This window comes from Rhizobacter sp. P5_C2 (genome assembly GCF_054049715.1).
In genome coordinates, this window is sequence record NZ_JBFULV010000114.1 from 1 (window position 1) to 19,826 (window position 19,826).

The 19,826-nt window shown below is 68.7% G+C and carries 22 protein-coding genes and 1 pseudogene; 14 read left to right on the forward strand and 9 right to left on the reverse strand.

From position 1 onward, the window contains the following. The 4 genes from ACXJLU_RS28045 to ACXJLU_RS28060 all read left to right on the forward strand — a co-directional run. Positions 1-760 (forward strand): carbonic anhydrase (locus ACXJLU_RS28045; RefSeq protein ID WP_457336665.1); only part of this gene is annotated, 760 nt, incomplete at its 5' end. Between the two features lie 71 nt (positions 761-831). Next, positions 832-1,359, forward strand: a complete 528-nt coding sequence (locus tag ACXJLU_RS28050; RefSeq protein ID WP_457336667.1) for a hypothetical protein — start codon at positions 832-834, stop codon at positions 1,357-1,359. Further along, complete coding sequence (locus tag ACXJLU_RS28055; protein WP_457336669.1) at positions 1,360-1,683, forward strand: hypothetical protein; 324 nt, start codon at positions 1,360-1,362, stop codon at positions 1,681-1,683. A 43-nt stretch (positions 1,684-1,726) separates the two neighbouring features. Then, positions 1,727-2,806 carry a hypothetical protein gene (locus ACXJLU_RS28060; RefSeq protein ID WP_457336671.1) on the forward strand — a complete coding sequence of 360 codons (1,080 nt, stop codon included), beginning with the start codon at positions 1,727-1,729 and terminating at the stop codon, positions 2,804-2,806. A 130-nt stretch (positions 2,807-2,936) separates the two neighbouring features. Here ACXJLU_RS28060 and ACXJLU_RS28065 read toward each other — a convergent pair. Next, positions 2,937-3,152 (reverse strand): annotated as a pseudogene (locus ACXJLU_RS28065) (transketolase C-terminal domain-containing protein); the annotation flags it as partial. A 280-nt stretch (positions 3,153-3,432) separates the two neighbouring features. Here ACXJLU_RS28065 and ACXJLU_RS28070 point away from each other — a divergent pair. Genes ACXJLU_RS28070 through ACXJLU_RS28115 form a run of 10 tightly spaced genes read left to right on the forward strand, consistent with a single transcriptional unit; the run spans position 3,433 to position 13,259 of the window. Then, positions 3,433-4,572, forward strand: coding sequence for a BMP family ABC transporter substrate-binding protein (locus tag ACXJLU_RS28070; RefSeq protein ID WP_457336673.1), 1,140 nt, complete (start codon positions 3,433-3,435; stop codon positions 4,570-4,572). A gap of 1 nt (position 4,573) precedes the next feature. After that, positions 4,574-5,665, forward strand: a complete 1,092-nt coding sequence (locus ACXJLU_RS28075) for an ABC transporter permease (protein ID WP_457336675.1) — start codon at positions 4,574-4,576, stop codon at positions 5,663-5,665. Next, positions 5,662-6,585 (forward strand): ABC transporter permease, encoded by a 924-nt coding sequence (locus tag ACXJLU_RS28080; RefSeq protein WP_457336677.1) that lies wholly within the window; start codon positions 5,662-5,664, stop codon positions 6,583-6,585. Before ACXJLU_RS28075 ends, ACXJLU_RS28080 begins: the two co-directional genes overlap by 4 nt. After that, positions 6,582-7,292, forward strand: a complete 711-nt coding sequence (gene biuH, locus ACXJLU_RS28085; protein ID WP_457336679.1) for a biuret amidohydrolase — start codon at positions 6,582-6,584, stop codon at positions 7,290-7,292. Before ACXJLU_RS28080 ends, biuH begins: the two co-directional genes overlap by 4 nt. Beyond that, positions 7,289-8,257: an ABC transporter substrate-binding protein gene (locus ACXJLU_RS28090; RefSeq protein ID WP_457336681.1), complete on the forward strand. Its 969-nt coding sequence runs from the start codon at positions 7,289-7,291 to the stop codon at positions 8,255-8,257. The genes biuH and ACXJLU_RS28090 overlap by 4 nt, the downstream gene beginning before the upstream one ends. 17 nt (positions 8,258-8,274) lie before the next feature. Next, a complete protein-coding gene (locus ACXJLU_RS28095; RefSeq protein WP_457336683.1) occupies positions 8,275-9,045 on the forward strand; it encodes an ABC transporter permease in 771 nt (256 codons plus the stop codon). Next, positions 9,042-9,815 carry an ABC transporter ATP-binding protein gene (locus ACXJLU_RS28100; RefSeq protein ID WP_457336685.1) on the forward strand — a complete coding sequence of 258 codons (774 nt, stop codon included), beginning with the start codon at positions 9,042-9,044 and terminating at the stop codon, positions 9,813-9,815. The genes ACXJLU_RS28095 and ACXJLU_RS28100 overlap by 4 nt, the downstream gene beginning before the upstream one ends. Then, the gene (locus ACXJLU_RS28105; protein ID WP_457336686.1) at positions 9,812-11,389 is read left to right on the forward strand and encodes an ABC transporter ATP-binding protein; all 1,578 of its coding nucleotides are present in this window, start codon (positions 9,812-9,814) and stop codon (positions 11,387-11,389) included. The genes ACXJLU_RS28100 and ACXJLU_RS28105 overlap by 4 nt, the downstream gene beginning before the upstream one ends. After that, positions 11,389-12,066, forward strand: a complete 678-nt coding sequence (locus tag ACXJLU_RS28110; protein WP_457336688.1) for a cysteine hydrolase family protein — start codon at positions 11,389-11,391, stop codon at positions 12,064-12,066. The genes ACXJLU_RS28105 and ACXJLU_RS28110 overlap by 1 nt, the downstream gene beginning before the upstream one ends. 47 nt (positions 12,067-12,113) lie before the next feature. Further along, positions 12,114-13,259, forward strand: coding sequence for a Fic family protein (locus ACXJLU_RS28115; RefSeq protein ID WP_457336690.1), 1,146 nt, complete (start codon positions 12,114-12,116; stop codon positions 13,257-13,259). A 91-nt stretch (positions 13,260-13,350) separates the two neighbouring features. Here ACXJLU_RS28115 and ACXJLU_RS28120 read toward each other — a convergent pair whose 3' ends face one another. From ACXJLU_RS28120 to ACXJLU_RS28155, 8 genes are all read right to left on the reverse strand, one after another. Then, complete coding sequence (locus ACXJLU_RS28120) at positions 13,351-14,739, reverse strand: serine/threonine-protein kinase (protein ID WP_457336692.1); 1,389 nt, start codon at positions 14,737-14,739, stop codon at positions 13,351-13,353. A gap of 16 nt (positions 14,740-14,755) precedes the next feature. Beyond that, positions 14,756-15,625 carry a Tll0287-like domain-containing protein gene (locus ACXJLU_RS28125; RefSeq protein WP_457336694.1) on the reverse strand — a complete coding sequence of 290 codons (870 nt, stop codon included), beginning with the start codon at positions 15,623-15,625 and terminating at the stop codon, positions 14,756-14,758. A 78-nt stretch (positions 15,626-15,703) separates the two neighbouring features. Then, positions 15,704-16,570, reverse strand: a complete 867-nt coding sequence (locus tag ACXJLU_RS28130) for a FecR family protein (protein WP_457336696.1) — start codon at positions 16,568-16,570, stop codon at positions 15,704-15,706. A 108-nt stretch (positions 16,571-16,678) separates the two neighbouring features. Next, positions 16,679-17,392: a GntR family transcriptional regulator gene (locus ACXJLU_RS28135; RefSeq protein WP_457336698.1), complete on the reverse strand. Its 714-nt coding sequence runs from the start codon at positions 17,390-17,392 to the stop codon at positions 16,679-16,681. Then, complete coding sequence (gene hpxZ, locus ACXJLU_RS28140) at positions 17,389-17,763, reverse strand: oxalurate catabolism protein HpxZ (RefSeq protein WP_457336700.1); 375 nt, start codon at positions 17,761-17,763, stop codon at positions 17,389-17,391. The genes ACXJLU_RS28135 and hpxZ overlap by 4 nt, the downstream gene beginning before the upstream one ends. Positions 17,764-17,776: 13 nt before the next feature. Further along, entirely contained in the window at positions 17,777-19,195 is a 1,419-nt protein-coding gene (locus tag ACXJLU_RS28145) for an AtzE family amidohydrolase (RefSeq protein ID WP_457336702.1), read from the reverse strand. Further along, positions 19,192-19,410 carry a DUF4089 domain-containing protein gene (locus tag ACXJLU_RS28150; RefSeq protein WP_073467398.1) on the reverse strand — a complete coding sequence of 73 codons (219 nt, stop codon included), beginning with the start codon at positions 19,408-19,410 and terminating at the stop codon, positions 19,192-19,194. The genes ACXJLU_RS28145 and ACXJLU_RS28150 overlap by 4 nt, the downstream gene beginning before the upstream one ends. Positions 19,411-19,451: 41 nt before the next feature. After that, a partial coding sequence (locus ACXJLU_RS28155) for an allophanate hydrolase-related protein (protein WP_457336704.1) occupies positions 19,452-19,826 on the reverse strand: 375 nt, incomplete at its 5' end.

Sequence of the window (19,826 nt, forward strand, 5' to 3'; positions counted from 1 at the left end):
CGGCAATGCGGCCGCGCCCGACGCCGCCGAGCCGCATGCGATCGCCGCGCGCCCGTCGCGTTCGGCCGTGGCCGCGCACGGTGCGTCGCCGCACTGGGACTACAACGGCGACGGCGCGCCGGAGAACTGGAGCAAGCTGAAGCCCGAGTTCAGCGCGTGCTCGGCCGGCAAGCGCCAGAGCCCGATCGACATCCGCGATGGCATCTCGGTGCAGCTCGATCCGGTGCAGTTCGACTACAAGCCCAGCAGCTTCAAGGTGCTGGACAACGGCCACACGGTGCAGGTCAACGTGGCGCCGGGCAACTCGATCGAGGTGATGGGGCGCCGCTTCGAGCTCGTGCAGTTCCACTTCCATCGGCCGTCCGAAGAGCGCATCAACGGCCGCCAGTTCGACATGGTCGCGCACCTGGTGCACAAGGATCTCGAAGGCAAGCTCGCGGTGGTCGCGGTGCTGCTGGACCGCGGCAGCGTGCAGCCGCTCGTGCAGATGGTGTGGAACAACCTGCCGCTGGAGAAGGGCGACGAGGTCGCCGCGCGTGCGACGCTCGACCTGAACGCGCTGCTGCCGTCCGAGCGCGGCTACTACACCTACATGGGTTCGTTGACGACGCCGCCGTGCAGCGAAGGCGTGCTGTGGATGGTGATGAAGCAGCCCGTGGGCATTTCGCCGGAGCAGATCGGCATCTTCTCGCGGCTGTACCCGATGAATGCGCGGCCGATCCAGTCGGCGAGCGGGCGCTTGATCAAGGGTTCCAACTAGGGTCATAGGGACTGGTTTCGGTCCGGGTGTGCCCTCCGGTACAGTCGGCCGAACCCTCCCACCGGCCTGCCATGTCACACGCCATCCAATTGCGAGCTCTCGTTTCCCTCCAGGTAGCGCAAGCGGAGCGCGACAACAAGCCGATGGGCCTTGTCATGCAGCTGGCCACGGTATTTCCGATGCTCGGCGATCGCGTGCTCTCCCGCTATTTCGAGAAGACGGCCGGGCGACTGGCGCAGCAAGCGGTGTGGTTTCGCGGTGCCCGTTCCTGGATCGCCGATGACAAGGGCGAAGGCCTCACGGATGAGGATTTCAGCCTCTGCGAGTCACTTGATCATTTCGCGAGGAACGTGCAAGTGTTGCGCGCGCATCTCCTGGATCTGCAAGCGATGCTGAGCAAACCCAACTCCCGTCGCCGATTGCGCGAGGAGTTGCTCGAAGCGGTTCGTCTGTTGCTTGCTGCGTCGTCGGATCTGTTCGCGGAAGTTCTGGCCCTGAAGACGGATGTGCTTGAACACGATGCCGATCGTGCGCACCGTGACGCTGGCTGGACTGCATCCACACCCGAAGAAGTCAGGAAGTTGTTCGCCCGTCTGTGAATGGCCGGGTTCCTCATCGAGAGCATTGATGTCGGCAACTCGCAGTTCCGCCGGCAGTTGAAGAAGCTCGACCCCGCGGTGCTGGCTGAAGTCTTCGAACGCATTGCCCTGCTGCCGCGGCAAGACCCGATTCCACCGGGCTTGCACGTTCATCAGCTCAAGAGTCGGACGGTTCGCTCTGCGCTGGAGTCTGAGCTGCAGGTTCCGGTCTGGACGATGCACGCGACCGCCAACGACTCTTGCAAGGCCAGCTTCACCGTCGAGAAGGGCGTGGCCTACTTCCGCACCTTGGGCGCGCACGACGAGGTCGACAAGGCGCCCTGACAATCTCCGGAATGGACGGTAGTTGTACCGTAGGGGCGTACTCATGATTCCTGCTTCCTCACCTGCTGCAACGGTTTCTCTCGAGATCCTGTCGCCTATTGGTTCCGCGCAATCGACAAAGGCGCTGACCGTCGTCGCTGAGAAGCCCCCGCAAGCGTACGTCGAATTTGGCTGGCAATACATGCTGGCGAATCCGGTACTGCTCGCGGGCGCCATCGCTGCGAGCGTGGCGCTTCTCGTCGGGTTGCTAACTTTCTCCGGGGTCGCGATTTCTCTGTGGTTCGCTCACAAACGCATGCGGCAAGAACTTGCGGCTGCCGCTCGTGAGGGAATTCGAAGCCGCGACCACAGCAGGCAGCAGGCAACTTTGGACCGAATTCATTCACGCGAAGAGGCAGTTGCAGAGCGTCAGCATTCCGAGGAGCAGGCGACCCGTGCACGCCTCATGGAAGCTCGGCGCAACCTGTACTCCGAGATGATCGAAGCATGCATTCGCATGCAAGGCCTGATCGGCTCTATGCCAACGATGGATCTACTCGACAAGGAGGAGTACGTGACGAAGACGCTTTCAGAGCTTGCCGTGGCGGTCAACAAGACGTGGCTTCTGTCTGGACCAGGGACTGCGTACAAGATCCGCGAACTGCATTCACAGCTCATGGAGCTATTCGGAAACGTGGCCGCGAGTGTTCGACCATTGCAGGGACTCAAAGAACGCATCGTGTGGGCTCAGGACCGCGTCAGGAACGCAGTGGCGGAGCGTTGGAAGATCGTCGATGCACTCGACAACAATCGCATATACAAAGGCGACGATCAACGTATCGCGAATGAACTCAGGGGGCTGTTGAAGGTACAGGCGCACATCATCGATGACTGTAAAAAAATCGTGGACGAGTCGCAGGAGGAACTCCAACCGAAGGTTCGAAAGGTCCAAGAATCAATGCTGACCTCAAACGCCCAAGCCATGCTGCAAATCCAGTTGGTCATGGCCGCGTGTCGGGAGGAGCTTGGGTTAGAGGGTGATAGCGAGGAGCTTCGGCAGCAAACGAACGAGATGCATGCCCGGGCGATGGCCATGTTTGTCGGAGTCGTTGGTGAGGCGGATCCGCCGAGCAAGGCAAGCTGACACCCGCATAGCTACCACTGGCAGAGCAACCGCCGCGATCAGGCGATATCTGCAATCTGCGCATCGACCGGCTCGATCGCTGCCCGCGCGATCGTCTTGGCCTGCGGCACCCCGCCTGCTCCAGCACCCAAGACGCCGCGTCCGGTGCGTCCGGCCGGGTGATGCGCCGGACCGGCGCCTTCAGCGACGTGAACACCTTCTCTCCAACGATCGCTGCGATCTCAGCGCCCATGCCGCATGACGTGACGACCTCGTGCACCACGACCAGCCGGCCGATCTTGCGCACCAAGCGCGGAATCGTCGCCTCGTCCAGTGGCAGAAGCGGGTTGTCGCTGCGGACTGGCAGCTGGCCATCGGCCGGCCGCGGTCCGGGCTTTCAGGCTGGTCGCTTTTGGTGCCACGCCGCCCGCGCTTGGCGCTCCCGCCACTTCATCGTGCCCCCGTTTGGGATCCTCGCGGAGCGCTCCTCCACCGTCTCTCCCCGCTCTGCCCCGCGTCGTCCGGCTGGCACGCCCGTTGCATGTATACAAGAAGGTGTTCTAAACAGGGGCGATCGGGATCGTGCACTGGCGAACGGGCACGACTCCTGCGAACCCTCCCACGCGGTGACGCACAGGAGCGCAGAGATGACGCATGACATGACGCACGAGAGTGCAGCGGCCGGACTCCATCGGCGGGATCTGCTGAAGGGCGCCGGCGCGGCGCTCGCGCTGGGTGGATTCGGCAGCCTCGCGAACGCGCAGGCGCCGATCACCGTCGGCTTCATCTACGTCGGCCCGAAGGACGACTTCGGCTACAACCAGGCGCATGCCGAGGCGGTGGCCGAGATCAAGAAGCTGCCCGGCATCAAGGCGGTCGAGGAAGAGAACGTCCCCGAGACCACGGCCGTGCAGAAGGCCATGCAGGGCATGATCTCGCAGGACGGTGCGACGCTGCTGTTCCCCACCTCGTTCGGCTACTTCGACCCGCACATGCTCGCGGTGGCGGGCAAGAACCCGAACGTGCGCTTCGCCCATTGCGGCGGCATGTGGACCGAGGGCAAGCACCCGAAGAACACCGGCAGCTTCTTCGGCTACATCGACGAATGCCAGTACCTGAACGGCGTCGTCGCCGGCCACATGAGCAAGAGCAAGAAGCTCGGCTTCATCGCGGCCAAGCCGATCCCGCAGGTGCTGCGCAACATCAATGCGTTCACGATGGGCGCGCGCTCGGTCGACCCGTCGATCACGACCACGGTGATCTTCACCGGCGACTGGTCGATGCCGGTCAAGGAGGCCGAGGCCACCAACAGCCTGGCCGACCAGGGCATCGACGTGTTCACGATGCACGTCGACGGGCCGAAGGTGATCGTCGAGACGGCCGCCAAGCGCGGCAAGTTCGTCTGCGGCTACCACGCGAGCCAGGCCAAGCTCGCGCCGGCCGCGTACCTGACCGGCGCCGAATGGAATTGGATCACCGCGTACAAGACCATCATCGATGCGGCGCGCACCGGCAAGCCGCATCCGAACTTCGTGCGTGGCGGGCTGAAGGAAGGCTTCGTGAAGCCCTCGCCGTATGGTTCGATGGTGTCGGCGCCGGCGAAGAAGGCGGCCGACGACGTGAAGGCCGCGATGCTGAAGGGCAGCTTGGACATCTTCAAGGGCCCGCTGAAGGACAACGCCGGCAAGACGATCATCGAGGCGGGCAAGGTGTTCAAGCAGACCGATGCCACGCTCGAAGGAATGAACTACCTCGTTGAAGGCGTCGTCGGCAAGACCGGCGCGTGAGATGAACGCGCGCCACGCCGACACGCTGGAATCGGTCGCGTTGCCGCTGCTCGCGATGGGCGGTGCGCTGCTGCTGTTCGGCGCCTTCGTGTGGTTCGGCGGCAAGAGCCCGGTTGACGCGTGGACGCTGCTGTTCAAGGGCGCGTTCGGCGACTGGTTCTCGTGGCAGAACTCGCTGCAGCGCGCGGCACCGCTGATGCTCACCGCGCTGTGCGTCGCGATTCCCGCGCGCGCCGGCCTGGTCGTGATCGGCGGCGAGGGCGCGCTGGTGCTGGGCGGCCTCGCGTGCGCGACCTTGCCCTCCGTCATCACGCCGCCGGCCAACGCGTTCGGCAGCGCGCTGCTGTTGCTCGCCGCCGGCGCGGCCGGTGCGGCCTGGATCGCGCTGGTCGGCGTGCTGCGCCAGCGGCGCGGCGTCAACGAAACGATCAGCAGCCTGCTGCTCGCGTACATCGCCATCGCCCTTTTCAAACACCTCGTCGAAGGCCCGCTGCGCGACCCGGCCAGCCTGAACAAGCCGTCGACCCGGCCCATCGCCGACGCGCTGCTGATCGGCGGCATCGGCGGCAGCGACATCCACTGGGGCCTGGCCTTCGGCATCGTCGCCTGCATCGCGCTCGGTCTGTGGCTGTTCCAGACGCCGTCCGGCTTCGCGACGCGCGTGGTCGGCGGCAACCTGCGCGCCGCGCTGCTGGTCGGCCTCCCGGGCACGCGCCTGATCGTCATCGCCTGCGCGATCGGCGGCGCGTGCGCCGGGCTCGCCGGCGGCATCGAGGTGCTGGCGGTGCACACCAGCGCGAACGCCGCGCTGATCGCCGGCCTCGGCTACAGCGGCATCCTGGTGTCCTTCGTCGCGCGCCACAACCCGTGGGTCGTGATGCCGGTGGCGGTGCTGTTCGGCGGCTTCGGCGCGGCCGGCAGCCTGCTGCAGCGGCGCATGGACCTGCCCGATGCGTCGGTGCTGGTGCTGCAGGGGTTTGCCTTCCTGCTGATCCTCGCGAGCGAGGCGCTGCGCGGCAAGCTGTTCGTCGTGCGGGCGACGCCAGCCGCGGCACCGGTCGTCGTGCCGACCTCCGCGCAGGTGAGCACATGACCAGCACCGAATTGTTCCTCAACGTGCTGATCGCCGTGCTCGGCGGCGCGGTCCGCGTCGGCACGCCGTTCCTGATGGTCAGCCTCGGCGAATGCGTCACCGAAAAGGCCGGGCGCATCAACCTCGGCCTCGAGGGCGTGCTGGTGTTCTCGGCGATGAGCGGCTTCGGCGGCGCGTACCTCAGCGGCTCGGCCTGGGTCGGCGTGCTGGTCGGCGGCCTGTCGGGCGCGGCGCTCGCGCTGCTGCACGGCCTGGTGTGCTCGCTGCCGCGCGTCAACGACATCGCCACCGGCATCGCGCTGATGCTGCTCGGCAGCGGGCTCGCGTTCTACCTCGGCAAGCCGCTGATCCAGCCGCAGGCGCCGCAGATCCCGGCACTGGCGCTGGGCGAATGGAGCAGCTCGGCGCAGATCCGCTCGGCGCTGCAGATCAACGCGCTGTTCCCGATCGGCGTCGCGCTCGCTGCGCTGCTCGCGTGGGGCTTCAAGGCGACGCGCTGGGGCCTGGTGCTGCGCATGGCTGGCGATTCGAGCGATGCGGCGCGCTCGCTCGGTTACTCGGTCAACGGCATCCGCATCGCCGCCACCACGGTCGGCGGCTTCATCGCGGGGCTGGGTGGTGCGTCGTTGTCGCTGCACTACCCGGGCAGCTGGAACGAAGGGCTGTCGAGCGGGCAGGGGCTGATCGCGGTGGCGCTGGTGATCTTCGCGCGCTGGAGCCCGTGGCGCTGCCTGGGCGCGGCGCTGCTGTTCGGCGGCGCCGGCGCGCTCGGGCCGGCCTTGCAGTCGGTGGGCTTCAGCAGCGGCTACTACCTCTTCAATGCGGTGCCGTACGTGCTGACGCTCGCGATCCTGGTGTGGACCTGCTCGCCGACGCGCCGGGTCAAGGGTGCGCCGGCCGAGCTGGGGGTGTCGCTGTGAGCAAGCATGTCAACGCCGATCCCTACCGCTGGCCGTTCGACGGCGACCTGCGTCCGGACAACACCGCGCTGATCGTGATCGACATGCAGGTCGACTTCTGCGGCGAAGGCGGCTACGTCGACAAGATGGGCTACGACATCGGCCTGACGCGCGCGCCGATCGCGCCGCTGCAGCGCCTGATGGCCGCGATGCGCGAGGCCGGCCACCTGCTGATCCACACCCGCGAAGGCCATCGCCCGGACCTGAGCGACCTGCCGGCCAACAAGCGCTGGCGTTCGCGGCAAATCGGCACCGGCGGCATCGGCATCGGCGATGTCGGGCCCTGCGGCCGCATCCTGACGATCGGCGAACCGGGCTGGGAGCTCATCCCCGAGCTCGCGCCGCTGCCCGGCGAACCGGTGATCGACAAACCCGGCAAGGGCTCGTTCTACGCGACCGACCTCGAGCTGATCCTGCGCACCCGCGGCATCCGCAACCTGGTGCTGACCGGCATCACCACCGATGTCTGCGTGCACACGACGATGCGCGACGCGAACGACCGCGGCTACGAGTGCCTGATCCTCTCCGATTGCACCGCCGCGACCGACCTCGGCAACCACCTCGCGGCGCTGAAGATGGTGACGATGCAGGGCGGGGTGTTCGGCGCGGTAGCCGATTCGAATGCATTGATCGACGCGATCCAGATTCACCAGGAGCAGTCCCCATGATCACCCGCCGCCGCACCCTGCAAACCCTCGCTGCCGCCTCGCTCGGCGCGGCCTCCTTCGCCCGCGCCGCGGACGACAAGATCCTGATCGGCTACTGGCCGATCGCGAGCGGCCTGCCGCTGTATGCCGGCCTCGAGCTCGGCACCTTCAAGGAGGCCGGCCTCGACGTCGAAGGCGTCAAGTTCTCCAGCGCCCAGCAGGTCGCCGAGGCGATGATCTCCGGCCGCATCCACGGCTCGGCCAACGGCACCGCGTCGGCGGTGCTGGCACTGGCCGAGATCACCTCGCCCGGCCTCTTCAAGATCATCTGCAGCAACCCGTCGAACCACAAGCTGGTGCTCGACGAGTTCGTCGTCGCGAAGGACAGCCCGATCAAGTCGCTCGCCGACCTGGAGGGAAAGCGGATCGCCAGCGGCCCCGGCATTCAGAACGTCACGCTCGCGAAGATCATGCTCGAGAAGAACGGTGTCGCGAACCCGCAGGTCACCGAGCTGCCGGTCGGCCAGCACGTGCCGGCCCTCGTCGGCGGGCAGATCGACGCGGTCTACACGCTCGAGCCCACCGGCACCGCAGGCCGCCTGAAGGGCCTGACCCGCGTGCTCGAGACCGGCGTGATCAGCAAGTACGTGCTCGGCGATGCCGATGCGCCGTGGTTCGGCGGCTCGGCCAGCGTGACCACCACGCTGCTGAAGGAGCGCCCGGCCGACGCAAAGAAGTACATCGCCGCGTACGCGAAGGCGGTGGAGCATGTGCGCAAGAACCCCGAGGAGTCGCGCAACCACCTCGACGGTTTCACGTCGATCGACGCGTCGCTGGTGAAGGAGGTGCCGCTGTCGGGCTTCACGCTCTACAACGAGTTCAAGCCCAGCGACATCGACGCCTTCCAGAAGTTCTTCGACGTGTTCACCGAGCGCAAGATCTTCTCGCGCGCGGTGCCGGTGAAACCGCTGCTCTACACCGCCTGACGACCGGAGACCGTGCCATGAATGCCTCGCGACTGATGGACCGCCGACTGCTCCCGCTGATCGGCCCGCTGCTGCTGTTCGGCCTGTGGGAGCTGGTGATCTCGGCCAAATGGATCAAGCCGGTGCTGCTGCCGCCGCCCGGCGAGACGCTCGCCTACCTGTGGGGTGCGGTGACCAGCGGCGCGATCCTGCCGGACCTGCTGTCCACGCTCTGGCGCACGCTGGCCGCGTTCGGCATCGCGGTGCTGATCGGCGTGCCGCTGGGCGTGCTGCTCGGCAGCTCCGAGCTGGCGTACCGCAGCGTCGAGTTCGTGATCGACTTCTTCCGCTCGACGCCGAGCTCGGCGCTGATCCCGCTGTTCATGCTGATCTTCGGCATCACCGACATCAACAAGATCGCGATCGCGAGCTTCGGCGCGATGCTGATCGTGCTGTTCAACAGCGCCTACGGCGTGATGAACGCGAAGAAGACGCGGGTGATGGCGGCGCAGATCATGGGCGTGTCGCGCTGGCATGTGTTCAAGGACGTGATGCTGATGGAGAGCCTGGCGCAGACCTTCGTCGGGCTGCGCAGCGCGGTGTCGATGGCGCTGGTGATCGTCATCGTCGCCGAGATGTTCATCGGCTCCGAGACCGGCCTCGGCCACCGCATCATCGACGCGCAGCAGGTCTTCAACGTGAAGGACATGTACACCTCGATCCTGATCACCGGCGCGCTCGGCTACCTGCTGAACCTCGCGTTCCTGCTGGTCGAGAAGAAGCTGATCCACTGGAGCGGCAAGGCATGAGCGGGCCGGTGCTCCACCTGCCGCACGTGACGATCCGCGGGCTGAGCAAGTCGTTCGCCGGCGCGCCGCTGTACACCGACTTCAACCTCGACCTGCCGCGCGGCGAGATCGTGTCGATCTTCGGCCCTAACGGCTGCGGCAAGTCGACGCTGATGAACATGATCGCCGGGCTGATCCCGCTGGACGCCGGCGAGATCCTGTTCGACGGCAAGACGCTGAAGCAGACCAACATCGGCTACGTGTTCCAGAACTACCGCGATGCGCTGTTCCCGTGGATCAGCGCCTGGGACAACATCGCCTACCCGCTGCGCCGCAAGGGCATGAAGGAAGCGCAGGTGCGCGAGCGGGTCGACGAACTGGTGAAGCTGTTCGAGATCCGCTTCGACCTGAAGCGCTACCCGTACGAGCTGTCGGGCGGACAGATGCAGACGGTGTGCATCATGCGGGCGCTCGCGCCGCGGCCGGAGGTGATGTTCCTCGACGAACCGTTCTCGGCGCTCGATTTCGAGATGACGCTGTTCATCCGCGAGAAGCTGCAGGAGGCACACCTCGCGACCGGCGTGACGATGGTGATCGTCTCGCACGACCTGGAAGACGCGGTGTTCCTGGCCGACCACATCCTGCTGCTGACGCGCCGGCCGACGCGCATCGCCGAGTTCGTACCCTTCGACATGCCGCGGCCGCGGCTGCCGGAGGCGGTGTCCGACGAGCGCTTCGTGCGCGTGAAGGCGCACACGCTGGAAGTCTTCCGGCGGGAGATGAAGGCATGACCGCGCCGATGGACCCGGTGCCGCGGGCGAGCGGTGCGCTGGCGCTCGACACGTATCAACTCACCAAGCGCTTCGGCACCTTCACGGCGCTCGACGGCGTGTCGCTCGCGGTGCGGCCCGGCACCGTGCATGCGCTGCTCGGCGAGAACGGCGCCGGCAAGAGCACGCTGGTGAAGTGCGTCGTCGGCTGGCAGCGCGCCGAAGAAGGCAGCGTGCTGATCGATGGCCGCGAGCACGACATCGCGTCGCCGGTGGTCGCGCGCGAGCTCGGCATCGGCATGGTCTACCAGCACTTCACCGTGGTGCCCGGCATGACGGTGGCCGAGAACCTGCTGCTCGCGCGTGGCCGGCTGCCGGCCGTCATCCACTGGCCCAAGGTGCGCGAGGAACTCGCCGCCTTTCTCGACACCACGCCGTTCAAGCTCGACCTCGACGCGACGCCGCAGCAGCTGTCGGCCGGGCAGAAGCAGAAGCTGGAGATCCTGAAGCAGCTGCTGCTGAAGCCGCGGCTCTTGATCCTCGACGAGCCGACCTCGGTGCTGACGCCGCAGGAGGCCGACGAGGTGCTGGGCCTGCTGCGCGACCGCGCGCATGCGGGCGATTGCAGCATCGTGCTGATCACGCACAAGTTCCGCGAGGTCACTGCATATGCGGACGATGTCAGCGTGCTGCGGCGCGGCCGGCTGGTCGCGGCGCACCGGGTGGCCGAGACCGATCCGCGGCAACTGGCGGCGGAGATGATCGGTGCGGCGGACGATGGCGCCGCCGAGTCGAAGCGCGAGTTCGCGCCGCCGCAGCGCGCCGTGCAGGAACGTGGTGCTGCGCGGCTGACGATCGAATCGCTGACGGTCGACGGCGACCGCGGGCAGGCAGCAGTCAACGGCCTGAGCCTGAGCGTGCATGCCGGCGAGATCGTCGGAGTGGCAGGCGTCTCGGGCAACGGCCAGCGCGAGTTCGCCGAGGCGCTGGTTGGCCAGCGCCGGCGCGTATCGGGCGAAGTGTGGGTCGGCCACGGTGACCAGCGCGAACGCTTCGCCGCGACGCGCGCACAGAACCAGCGCCTGAAGGTGCGCAGCCTGCCGGAAGAGCCGCTGCGCAACGCCTGCGTCGGCGACCTGAGCGTCTCGGACAACATCGGCCTGCGTGCCTTCGACCAAACGCCCGCGGCGCGCGGCGGCTGGCTGCGCGCGTCGGTGCTGCGCGAGCGCGCACGCCGACTGATCGCCGAGTTCGGCGTCAAGACGCGCAGCGAGCTGGCACCGATCCGTTCGCTGAGTGGCGGCAACGTGCAGCGCGCGGTGCTGGCGCGCGAGCTGAGCGACGACGCCGAGGTGCTGATCGTCTCGAACCCGGTGTTCGGGCTCGATTTCGCGGCGGTCGCCGAGATCCACCAGCGGCTGATGGACGTGCGCAACCGCGGCGGCGCGGTGCTGCTGATCAGCGAGGACCTGGACGAGCTGCTGGCGCTGTCGGACCGCATCGCGGTGATGAGCGAGGGGCGCATCGTGCACGAGGCCGACGCCTTGCAGGCGGACCGCCACGTCCTCGGCGGCTTCATGGGCGGGAGCCATTGATGATCCAGGTCGATGCCCTGCCGGGCCCGTTCGAGTTCGAGCCGGCGCACACCGCGTTGGTGATGATCGACATGCAGCGCGATTTCATCGAGCCGGGCGGCTTCGGCGCGGCGCTCGGCAACGACGTGTCGCTGCTGGCGCCGGTGGTGCCGGCGGCGGCCGAGCTGGTCGCGCTGTGCCGCGCGATCGGCGTGCTGGTGGTGCACACGCAGGAGTGCCACCGGCCGGATCTGTCGGACTGCCCGCCGGCCAAGCGGCTGCGCGGCAAGCCGAGCCTGCGCATCGGCGACCCGGGGCCGATGGGGCGCATCCTGATCGAGGGCGAGCCGGGGGCCGGCTTCGTGCCGGAGTTGATGCCCGAGGCCGGCGACGTGGTGATCGCGAAGCCGGGCAAGGGCGCGTTCTATGGCACGCGGCTCGCGGAGCTGCTGCAGGACCAGCAGATCACGCGGCTGATCTTCGGCGGCGTGACGACCGAGGTGTGCGTGCAGACGACGATGCGCGAGGCCAACGACCGCGGCTACGAATGCCTGCTGGTCGAGGAGGCGACCGGCTCGTACTTCCCGCAGTTCAAGGCGGCGACGCTGGCGATGATCCGCGCGCAGGGCGGGATCGTCGGGTGGACGGCGTCGCTGCGGGCTGTGAAAGCGGGCTTTGATACCGCTCGATCAAATTAAAGAAGTCTTTAGTATGATGGCGCCTCATTCAAGGCCGCTTTCATACCATGCGCAGCACCGGCACCTACGTCAGGAGCACCACGGCAGGTGAAGCCGTGCGGGCCTTCGTGCCGCGCCCGCTGCCACCGATGCGCCCGGTACTGGCGCCGGAGTCCTACGAGACCCGCTCGCGCGACGCCGAGCTGGCGCTGGCGCGGCTGTCGGGCGTGTCGGGCCTGGTGCCGTCGGTCGAGTGGCTGTTGTACAGCGCCATCCGCAAGGAAGCGCTGCTCACCTCGCAGATCGAAGGCACGCAGGCCACGCTGACGGATCTCTTCGACGACGAAGCGGGCCTGGCCATCGCCAACACCGACGACGTGGAGGAGGTCACCAACTACCTGCGTGCCTTCCGCCTCGTGCGCGAGAACCTGCATGCGCCGCGTGGCCTGCCGTTGAGCGTGCGCCTGCTGTGCGACGCGCACCGCCTGCTGCTGGCCGGTGCTCGCGGCGCGGGCAAGCAGCCGGGCGAGTTGCGCCGCTCGCAGAACTGGATCGGCGGCACGCGGCCGGGCAACGCGGTGTTCGTGCCGCCACCGCCCGAGCGCGTCGCGGAGCTGCTCAGCGACCTGGAGCGTTTCATCCACGAGCCCGAGCCGTCGCTGCCGCCGCTCGTGCGGGTGGCGCTGGCCCATGTGCAGTTCGAGACCATCCATCCGTTCCTCGACGGCAATGGCCGCATCGGCCGCCTGCTGATCGCGGCGCTGATGGAGCAGTGGGGCCTGCTGCCCGAGCCGTTGATGTACCTCAGCGGCTACCTGAAGCTGCACCAGCGGGAGTACTACCGGCGCCTGTCGGCCGTGCGCACCGACGGCGATTGGGAAGGGTGGACGGGCTTCTTCCTGCAGGCGGTAGGGGCTGCGGCCAACGAAGCCGAGCGCGGCATCGTCGCGATTGCCAGCCTGGTGGCGGCCGATCGACGTCGCCTGCTGGCGGTGCCGCGGATCGGCGCCGTGAGCCTGCGCCTGTTCGAGCTGTTGCCGGTGATGCCGCGCTTCACGATCGAGCAGGTGCGCCAGAAGCTGGACACCACCTTCCCGACGGCGACGGCCGCGGTGAAGCTGCTGGAGGAGTCGGGCATCGTGACCGAACTGACCGGGCAGAAGAAGAACCGCAGCTTCAGCTATCGGGCGTACATCGAGTTGTTGTCCCGTTGATGACGACCCCTCGCCCGGTGGGTACACCGGACGGTCCCCCGAGGGGACGCGGGCCGGCTTGGGGCGGCCCGGCGCTCGGCCCGCCACGGCCTCACGCGCGCCGCAGCGCCTCGATCAACTTCTCGCGTTCCTTCCCCGCCGCCGCGTTCTCCGCCAGCAGCGCGAGGAACTGCTCCTGCGATTGCGCCTTGGCTTGCGCCTTCTTCACCAGCACCCCGGCGATCGGCCCGAGGTGGGCCGTCAGCACCTTGCGCGACTGCGTGACCACCTCGTCCGTCAGCGCATGGTGCCCGGTCGGCAGCGACGGGTTCACTGGGTGCGACATCGCCTGCGTGCCGGTCGCGCCCAGCTTCGCGGTGAAGCGCGCCCGGTCGGCATCGCTGCCCAGGTGCTCGCAGACCTTGGCTGCCAGGCCCGGCAGGTCGGTGCTGAAACGCGCCGCGTTGCGCACCAGCACCTTCGCCACCGGCCCGACGAACGAGGCCAGCGCGAGCTCGACGCGTGCCAGCGTCTGCGGATCCCAGCCGGTCAGCGGCGTGGTCGTGCGGCCCGACCCGGCCGACAGCGGCGTCGTCGGCGCATGCGGATCGGCCGACGCCGGCCCGGCCGCGCGCGGGGCCATGATCACGGTCGTTTCCGATTCATCGTCGTCGGTCGGCAGCACGCGCTTCGCGAGCGCCTGGCGGAACAGCGCCGCGCTCGCGAAGCGCGCCTGCGGCTTCTTCGCCATCGCACTCGCGACGATGCTGTCGTAGAACGGCGGCCGCGGCGCGATGTCGATCTTGCTCGGCGCGGTGGGCTCGTCGTTCAGCACCTTGTACATCGCCGTCTCGGGCGAACCGCGGAACGGCGCCTGCCCGACCAGCATGCCGTACAGCAGCACGCCGGCCGCGAACACGTCGACACGGTGGTCCACGTTCTCGCCGAGGTACTGCTCCGGCGCCATGTAGCCGGGCGTGCCGATGGTCGAGGTGATCTGCGTCAGCACCTGCGACTCGATGCGGGCGATGCCGAAGTCGGTCACCTTCAGCTGCCCGGTCGCGGTGACCATCAGGTTGGCCGGCTTGATGTCCCGGTGCCACACGCCGTGGCGGTGCGCGCAGTCCAGCGCGTCGAGCAGCTGGTCCATCAGCTTCAGGATGTCGACCTCGGGCAGGCGCGGGGTGGCGGCCAGGATCTTCGACAGCGTGCGGCCCTCGACGTATTCCATCGCGATGAAGGCGGTGTCGTCGTCTTCGCCGTACTCGTAGATCGGCACGATGTTCGGGTGCGACATGCGCCCGACCGCCTGCGCCTCGTTGCGAAAGCGCTCCGCGGTCGACGAACCCGACAGGTCCTCGCCCACCAGGTGCTTGCGGATCGTCTTGATCGCCACCGCCCGCTGGATGACCGGGTCGAACGCCTTGTACACCACGCCCATGGCACCTTCGCCGATCACGCCGGTGATCGGGTACTTGCCGAGTTGCTCAGGGTGCTTCATGGTCGCGCGAGGTATTTCACTCCAGGAGCTTCAAGGCATGCACCAGGCTCTTGCGCATGCGGGCGAAGGATTCGGCCAGAACGCCGATTTCGTCACGCGATTTCGTGTTGAACTCCGGCGCGTCGAGCTCGCCCAGGCTGACCCGGTCCGACAGCGTCGACAGCCGGCTCACCGGCCGGAGCACCAACTGCCACAGCATCAGGTTCAGCGCCAGCACGATCAGCAGGAACACGCCGGCCAGCAGCGCCATCACGACGCGGAAGGCGCGGTCGGCGCGCTCCAGCGGCACCGACATCGGCACCGACACGATCTGCGCGCCCAGCACCTCGGTCATGGTCCAGCCGAAGCCGTTGGCCGGGCCGTACTTGTCGACCATCGGCTTCGGCGCCGCCTCGACCGTGCTGTGGCAGCGCAGGCACACCGGGTTCGACAGCTTGATCGGCCGCGCGATGTAGGTGACCGGGCCCGTGGGCGTCACGCGCTGGCCGACGAACTCGCTGCGGTCGGGGTTCTGGCGGAACTGCTGGATCACGTCTGCTTCCCAGTCCTGCGCGCGGTCGCGCGGGTTGGTCGGGTTCAGCATCGCCGGCTTGTAGGCGTACTCCGGGTGGTCCTTGCGCAGCGTGTTCAGCACCTCGGTCGACGAGTAGGCGGGCACCGACTGCGGCAGGAAGGTGTACTTCATCTGCGTCTCCAGCAGCGGCGCGATCTGCGTCGCGGTGTAGGAGCTGACCGCCAGCGCGTTCTCCATCAGCAGCCGCGCGCGGTCCAGCACTTCATCGTGGGCGTTCTGCTGCAGCAGCGCGCGGGCGATGGTGCCGGCAGCTCCCAGGCCGAGCGCGAACACGATCAGGAACACCAGGTTGAATTTGAGCAGCAGCTTCATGGGGCCTCTTGGGGTGGTGCCGGGACTTACGAGTGGGATGCGGAAACGGACGCAACAGCGCGGACGCATGCGTCGGCGTCATGGTCGGCCTTCGACCTTCTTGGGCAGGTATTTTTCCGGGAACAGCGTGCGGTCCCACTCCGGGTGGGCGCGCAGCGTGCCGACCAGGCCACGCCGGAAATCCGCGTTGCGGGCCTCGCCCTTCCAGCGCGGCACGAACCCCGCCCGCAGGCCGGCCTCGGCGTCGATCCAGGCCGACACGTCGTCGTAGGCGATGCCCGAGAGCCGCGCCGGCTCGACCTCGCGGTTCTTGAAGCGCTCCAGCCGCGCCGGCAGCGTGTCGAGGAAATCCTTCGGCACGCGCTGGATGAAGGCGGCGTTCGGGCGCGCTGCCACGGTGGCCTTCGGGGCGCCGGCGCGGGTCATGAACTGCTCGCCCTTCAGCGCGAGGTTGCCGAGCGGCCGGCCGTCGAGCAGTTCGACGAGCGCGACCTCACCGGCCTCGGCGAACACGTAGGCATCCTGCGCCTGCACCGACACGACGGCGCGCTGCGCGACGGCGGTCGCATCGAACAGCGGGCTGTTGAAGACCGGGCCGGCCGCCGAGGCCGGCGCCGTCACCTTGACCCAGCCCTGCAGCAGGTAGAAGCGGCCGGGCGGGCGGCCGGCGAGCTTCGGCGCGATCTGCACCCGGGTCGCGGGGCCGAGGTCGGCGATCAGGCCGTCGGGGAACTCGATGCGCAGCAGGCGGCCCTGGGTGCCGGTCTCGACGATGTCTTCGCGCAGCAGGCGCACGCCTTCGGCCGGCGCAAAGCGGGCGGCCTCACGGATCAGCACGGCCTCGCCGTCGACGATGGTCAGCGTGGCCAGCGGGGCGGCCGGGGGCGCGGCCGCCGCCAGCAGCGGGAAACAGAGCAGCAAGCTCCACAACGATCTCAGCCACATGGGCACACCTTCGCTTCGTGGGCGTGGGTTTTCAGGGGGGCAAGCATAACAATGCCCCCGGATTGGCATCCGGGCTACCAGTATGCGTAGCCCGGATGCCAATCCGGGTCAGAGCTCCCCGGCCACCGGCCGCGCGCTGTGCAGCTTGTGCAGCGTGATCTTGCGCACCTCCGCCTTGCTCGCCTCGATGTGGGTGCGCAGCATCAGCTTGGCCGCGTCCGCCCGCCGCGCCAGGATGGCCTTCAGGATCTTCGCGTGCTCGTCGTAGGTCGCGCTGATGCGCGGCGGCTGCGTGAAATCGAGCCGGCGCACGATGCGGATGCCGTCGGTCACGTCGGCATGCACGCGCGCCATCTCCAGGTTGCCGGCCGCCGACACCAGCGTCGCATGGAAGGCCTCGTCGAGCGCCGCGACTTCGGCGGTGTCGCTCTTGCGCTCCTTCTCGGGCACCAGCCAGGTCGCCTTCAGCAGCCCGAGGTCGGGCATCGGCTCGGCCGCGCACAGCCGGTCGACCGCGGTGGCTTCGAGCACCACTCGCAGGTCGTACAGCTCCTCCAGCTTGCGGAAATCGAACGGCGACACGCTCCAGCCGCTGCGGAAGGCCACCTGCACATAGCCTTCGAGTTCGAGCCGGAACAGCGCCTCGCGCACCGGCGTGCGCGACATCTCGAGCCGCTCGGCCATGTCGCTCTCGGTGAAGCCGTCGCCGGGCAGCAGCACGAAGTCGAAGATCGCCGCCTTGATGCGGCGGTAGGCGCCTTCGGCGCGGGTCAGTTCGCGGGGGTTGGCGCGCGGGGTGATCTTCGTGGCCAGCGGTTTCATCCGAGCAAGCTTACATGGGCCGACACCACACGCCAGCCGGCCGGGGTTCTCATCCAGGTCTGCGTCTGCCGGCCGGGCCGCGTGCCGCCCTCGCGCTGGAACTCGATGTGGGTGGTCGCGAAATCCTCGCCGTAGGTCGTGACCTGCGTGCGCAGCACGCTGCGCGCGAGGCCGGTCGCCGGCCGCGCCGAGCGGAACGCGCGGATCGCGTCGATGCCGTACAGGTTCTCGCCGACGCCGTAGCGCAGCGTGTGCGGGCTGTCCCAGAACAGCTCGTCGAGCACCGCGACGTCGTTGCCGACCAGCGCGCGCTCGTAGCGCTCGAAGGCCGCGGTCAGCGCGGCCAGCACGTCGGGGCGGTTGATCTCCATGCGCGTGCGGACCTCAGATCCCGGCCACCGGCGACACCGCCGCGCCGCTCGCTTCCAGCGCGCGCGCCACGCGCAGCGCCAGGTCCTCGCGCCACGGCGCGGCGATCACCTGCACGCCGATCGGCAGCTTCAGCAGGCCGTCCGGCCACAGCGGCGCCGCCACCACCGGGCAGCCGGCGAACGACACCGGCTGCGTCAGCAGGCCCATCGACGGGCGCGTCGGCATCGCGACGCCGTTCAGGTCGAAGCTCTCGGCACCGAGCAGCGTGGCCTGCACCGGCGTCGCCGGCGCGAGCAGCACGTCCCAGTCGGCGAACAGCGCGTTGACACGCTCGCGGTACAGGCGTCGGAAGCGCTGCGCCCGCACATACCACTCGGCCGGCTGCAGCGCGCCGGCGATGAAGCGGTCGACCGACAGCGGCTCGTACTCGGCCGCGCGTTCGCGCAGCGTCGGCAAATGCAGCGCGCCGCCCTCGGCCGCGCTGGTCACGAAGGCGGCGGCGCGCGCGAGCGCGGCATCGGGCCACTGCACGCGCTGGGTCGCATGCAGCACCTCGGCCGCGATCGCGACCGCCCGCTGCGCCGCCGGCCCGGCGTGCTCGTCGAAGTAGCCGTCCAGCACGCCGATGCGCAGGCCGGTCAGCGGGTGGCCGATCTGCTGCAGCGCCGGCTGCACGCGTTCGGCATGGCAGCCGGGGTCCGCCGCGTCGGGGCCTTGCATCGCGTCGTAGGTGGCGGCCAGGTCTTCGACGCTGCGGGCGAACGGGCCCAGGTGGTCGAGGCTCGCGACGAACGGGAAGCTGCCGCGCCGCGACAGGCGCCCGAAGGTCGGCTTCAGCCCCCACACGCCACACAGCGACGACGGCACGCGGATCGAGCCGTTGGTGTCGGAGCCGAGCGTCACCGGCACCTGGCCGGCCGCGACCGCGGCGCCGCAGCCGCCGGACGATCCGCCGGCCGTGCGCGCCAGGTCGCGCGGGTTGCGGCTCGGGCCGTAGTGGCTGTTCTCGGTGGTGAAGCCGTACGCGAACTCGTCCATGTTCAGCGCGCCGACCAGCACCGCGCCGGCCGCGCGCAGGCGCTCGACCAGTGCCGCGTCGGCCGTGGCCGGCGGTTCGCCCTGGCGGACCTTGCTGCCGGCACGCGTCGTCAGGCCCTCGATGTCGAACAGGTTCTTCACCGCATACGGCAGCCCGGCCAGCGCCGGCAGCACCTCGCCGCGGGCGCGCTGCGCATCGACCGCGCGCGCCTCGCGCACCGCGCGCTCGAAGGTGCCGTCGGTGAAGGCGTTGACGCGCGCGTCGCAGACCTCGATGCGCGCGATGCAGTGCTCGAGCGCTTCTTCGGCCAGCATCTCGCCGCTGCGCACCGCGCGCACCACCGACATGCCTGTGCTCATCCCGCCGCTGTGCACCGAATGCCGCGCGGTCATGCCGGATCCTCGGCCGGGAACGGCGCCGGGCAGTAGATCTCGGCCGGCTCCAGCTCGGCACCCAGCGGCAGCAGGCGCAGCGGCGCCACCATCGTGCGCGTGCGGGCCAGGTGCGTCGCGACGCGCGCGAGCTGCGCCTCGTCGAGCGGCAGCTCCAGCAGCCGGGCGCTGGCGCGCACGAAATCGAGGATGTCGGATGGCGCGGTGTCGGTCATGGCGGAGACCTCCTTGCGCGGGAGTGCTGCAAGGACCGTGCTCAACCAAGCGAAGCGAGGAAGCCGCGCCAGCCGCCGTAGGCCGTGATGTCGAGCGCGCTGCTCCCTGCTGCCACGCCACGCGGCTCGCAGACGAAGCCGCGCTCCTGCGTGCCGTCGGACAACTCCACCGTGCCGAGCGCGAGCGGCGGGCCGACCATCTGCAGGAAGCTGCCGCCGTGCGCCGCGTCGATCTCCCACACTTCCACGTCGACCGCACGACCCGCCTCGGGGCCCACATGCACCAGCGCGGGTCGCGTCGGCGCGTGGCCGGTCAGCGAGTACAGCCTATACGCCGGCGCGGTGCGCGTGCGCCGCAGCAGCCGGCCGGCGCGTTCGGTCAGCTGCCAGTTCAGCGCCAGCCCGCTCATGTGCGC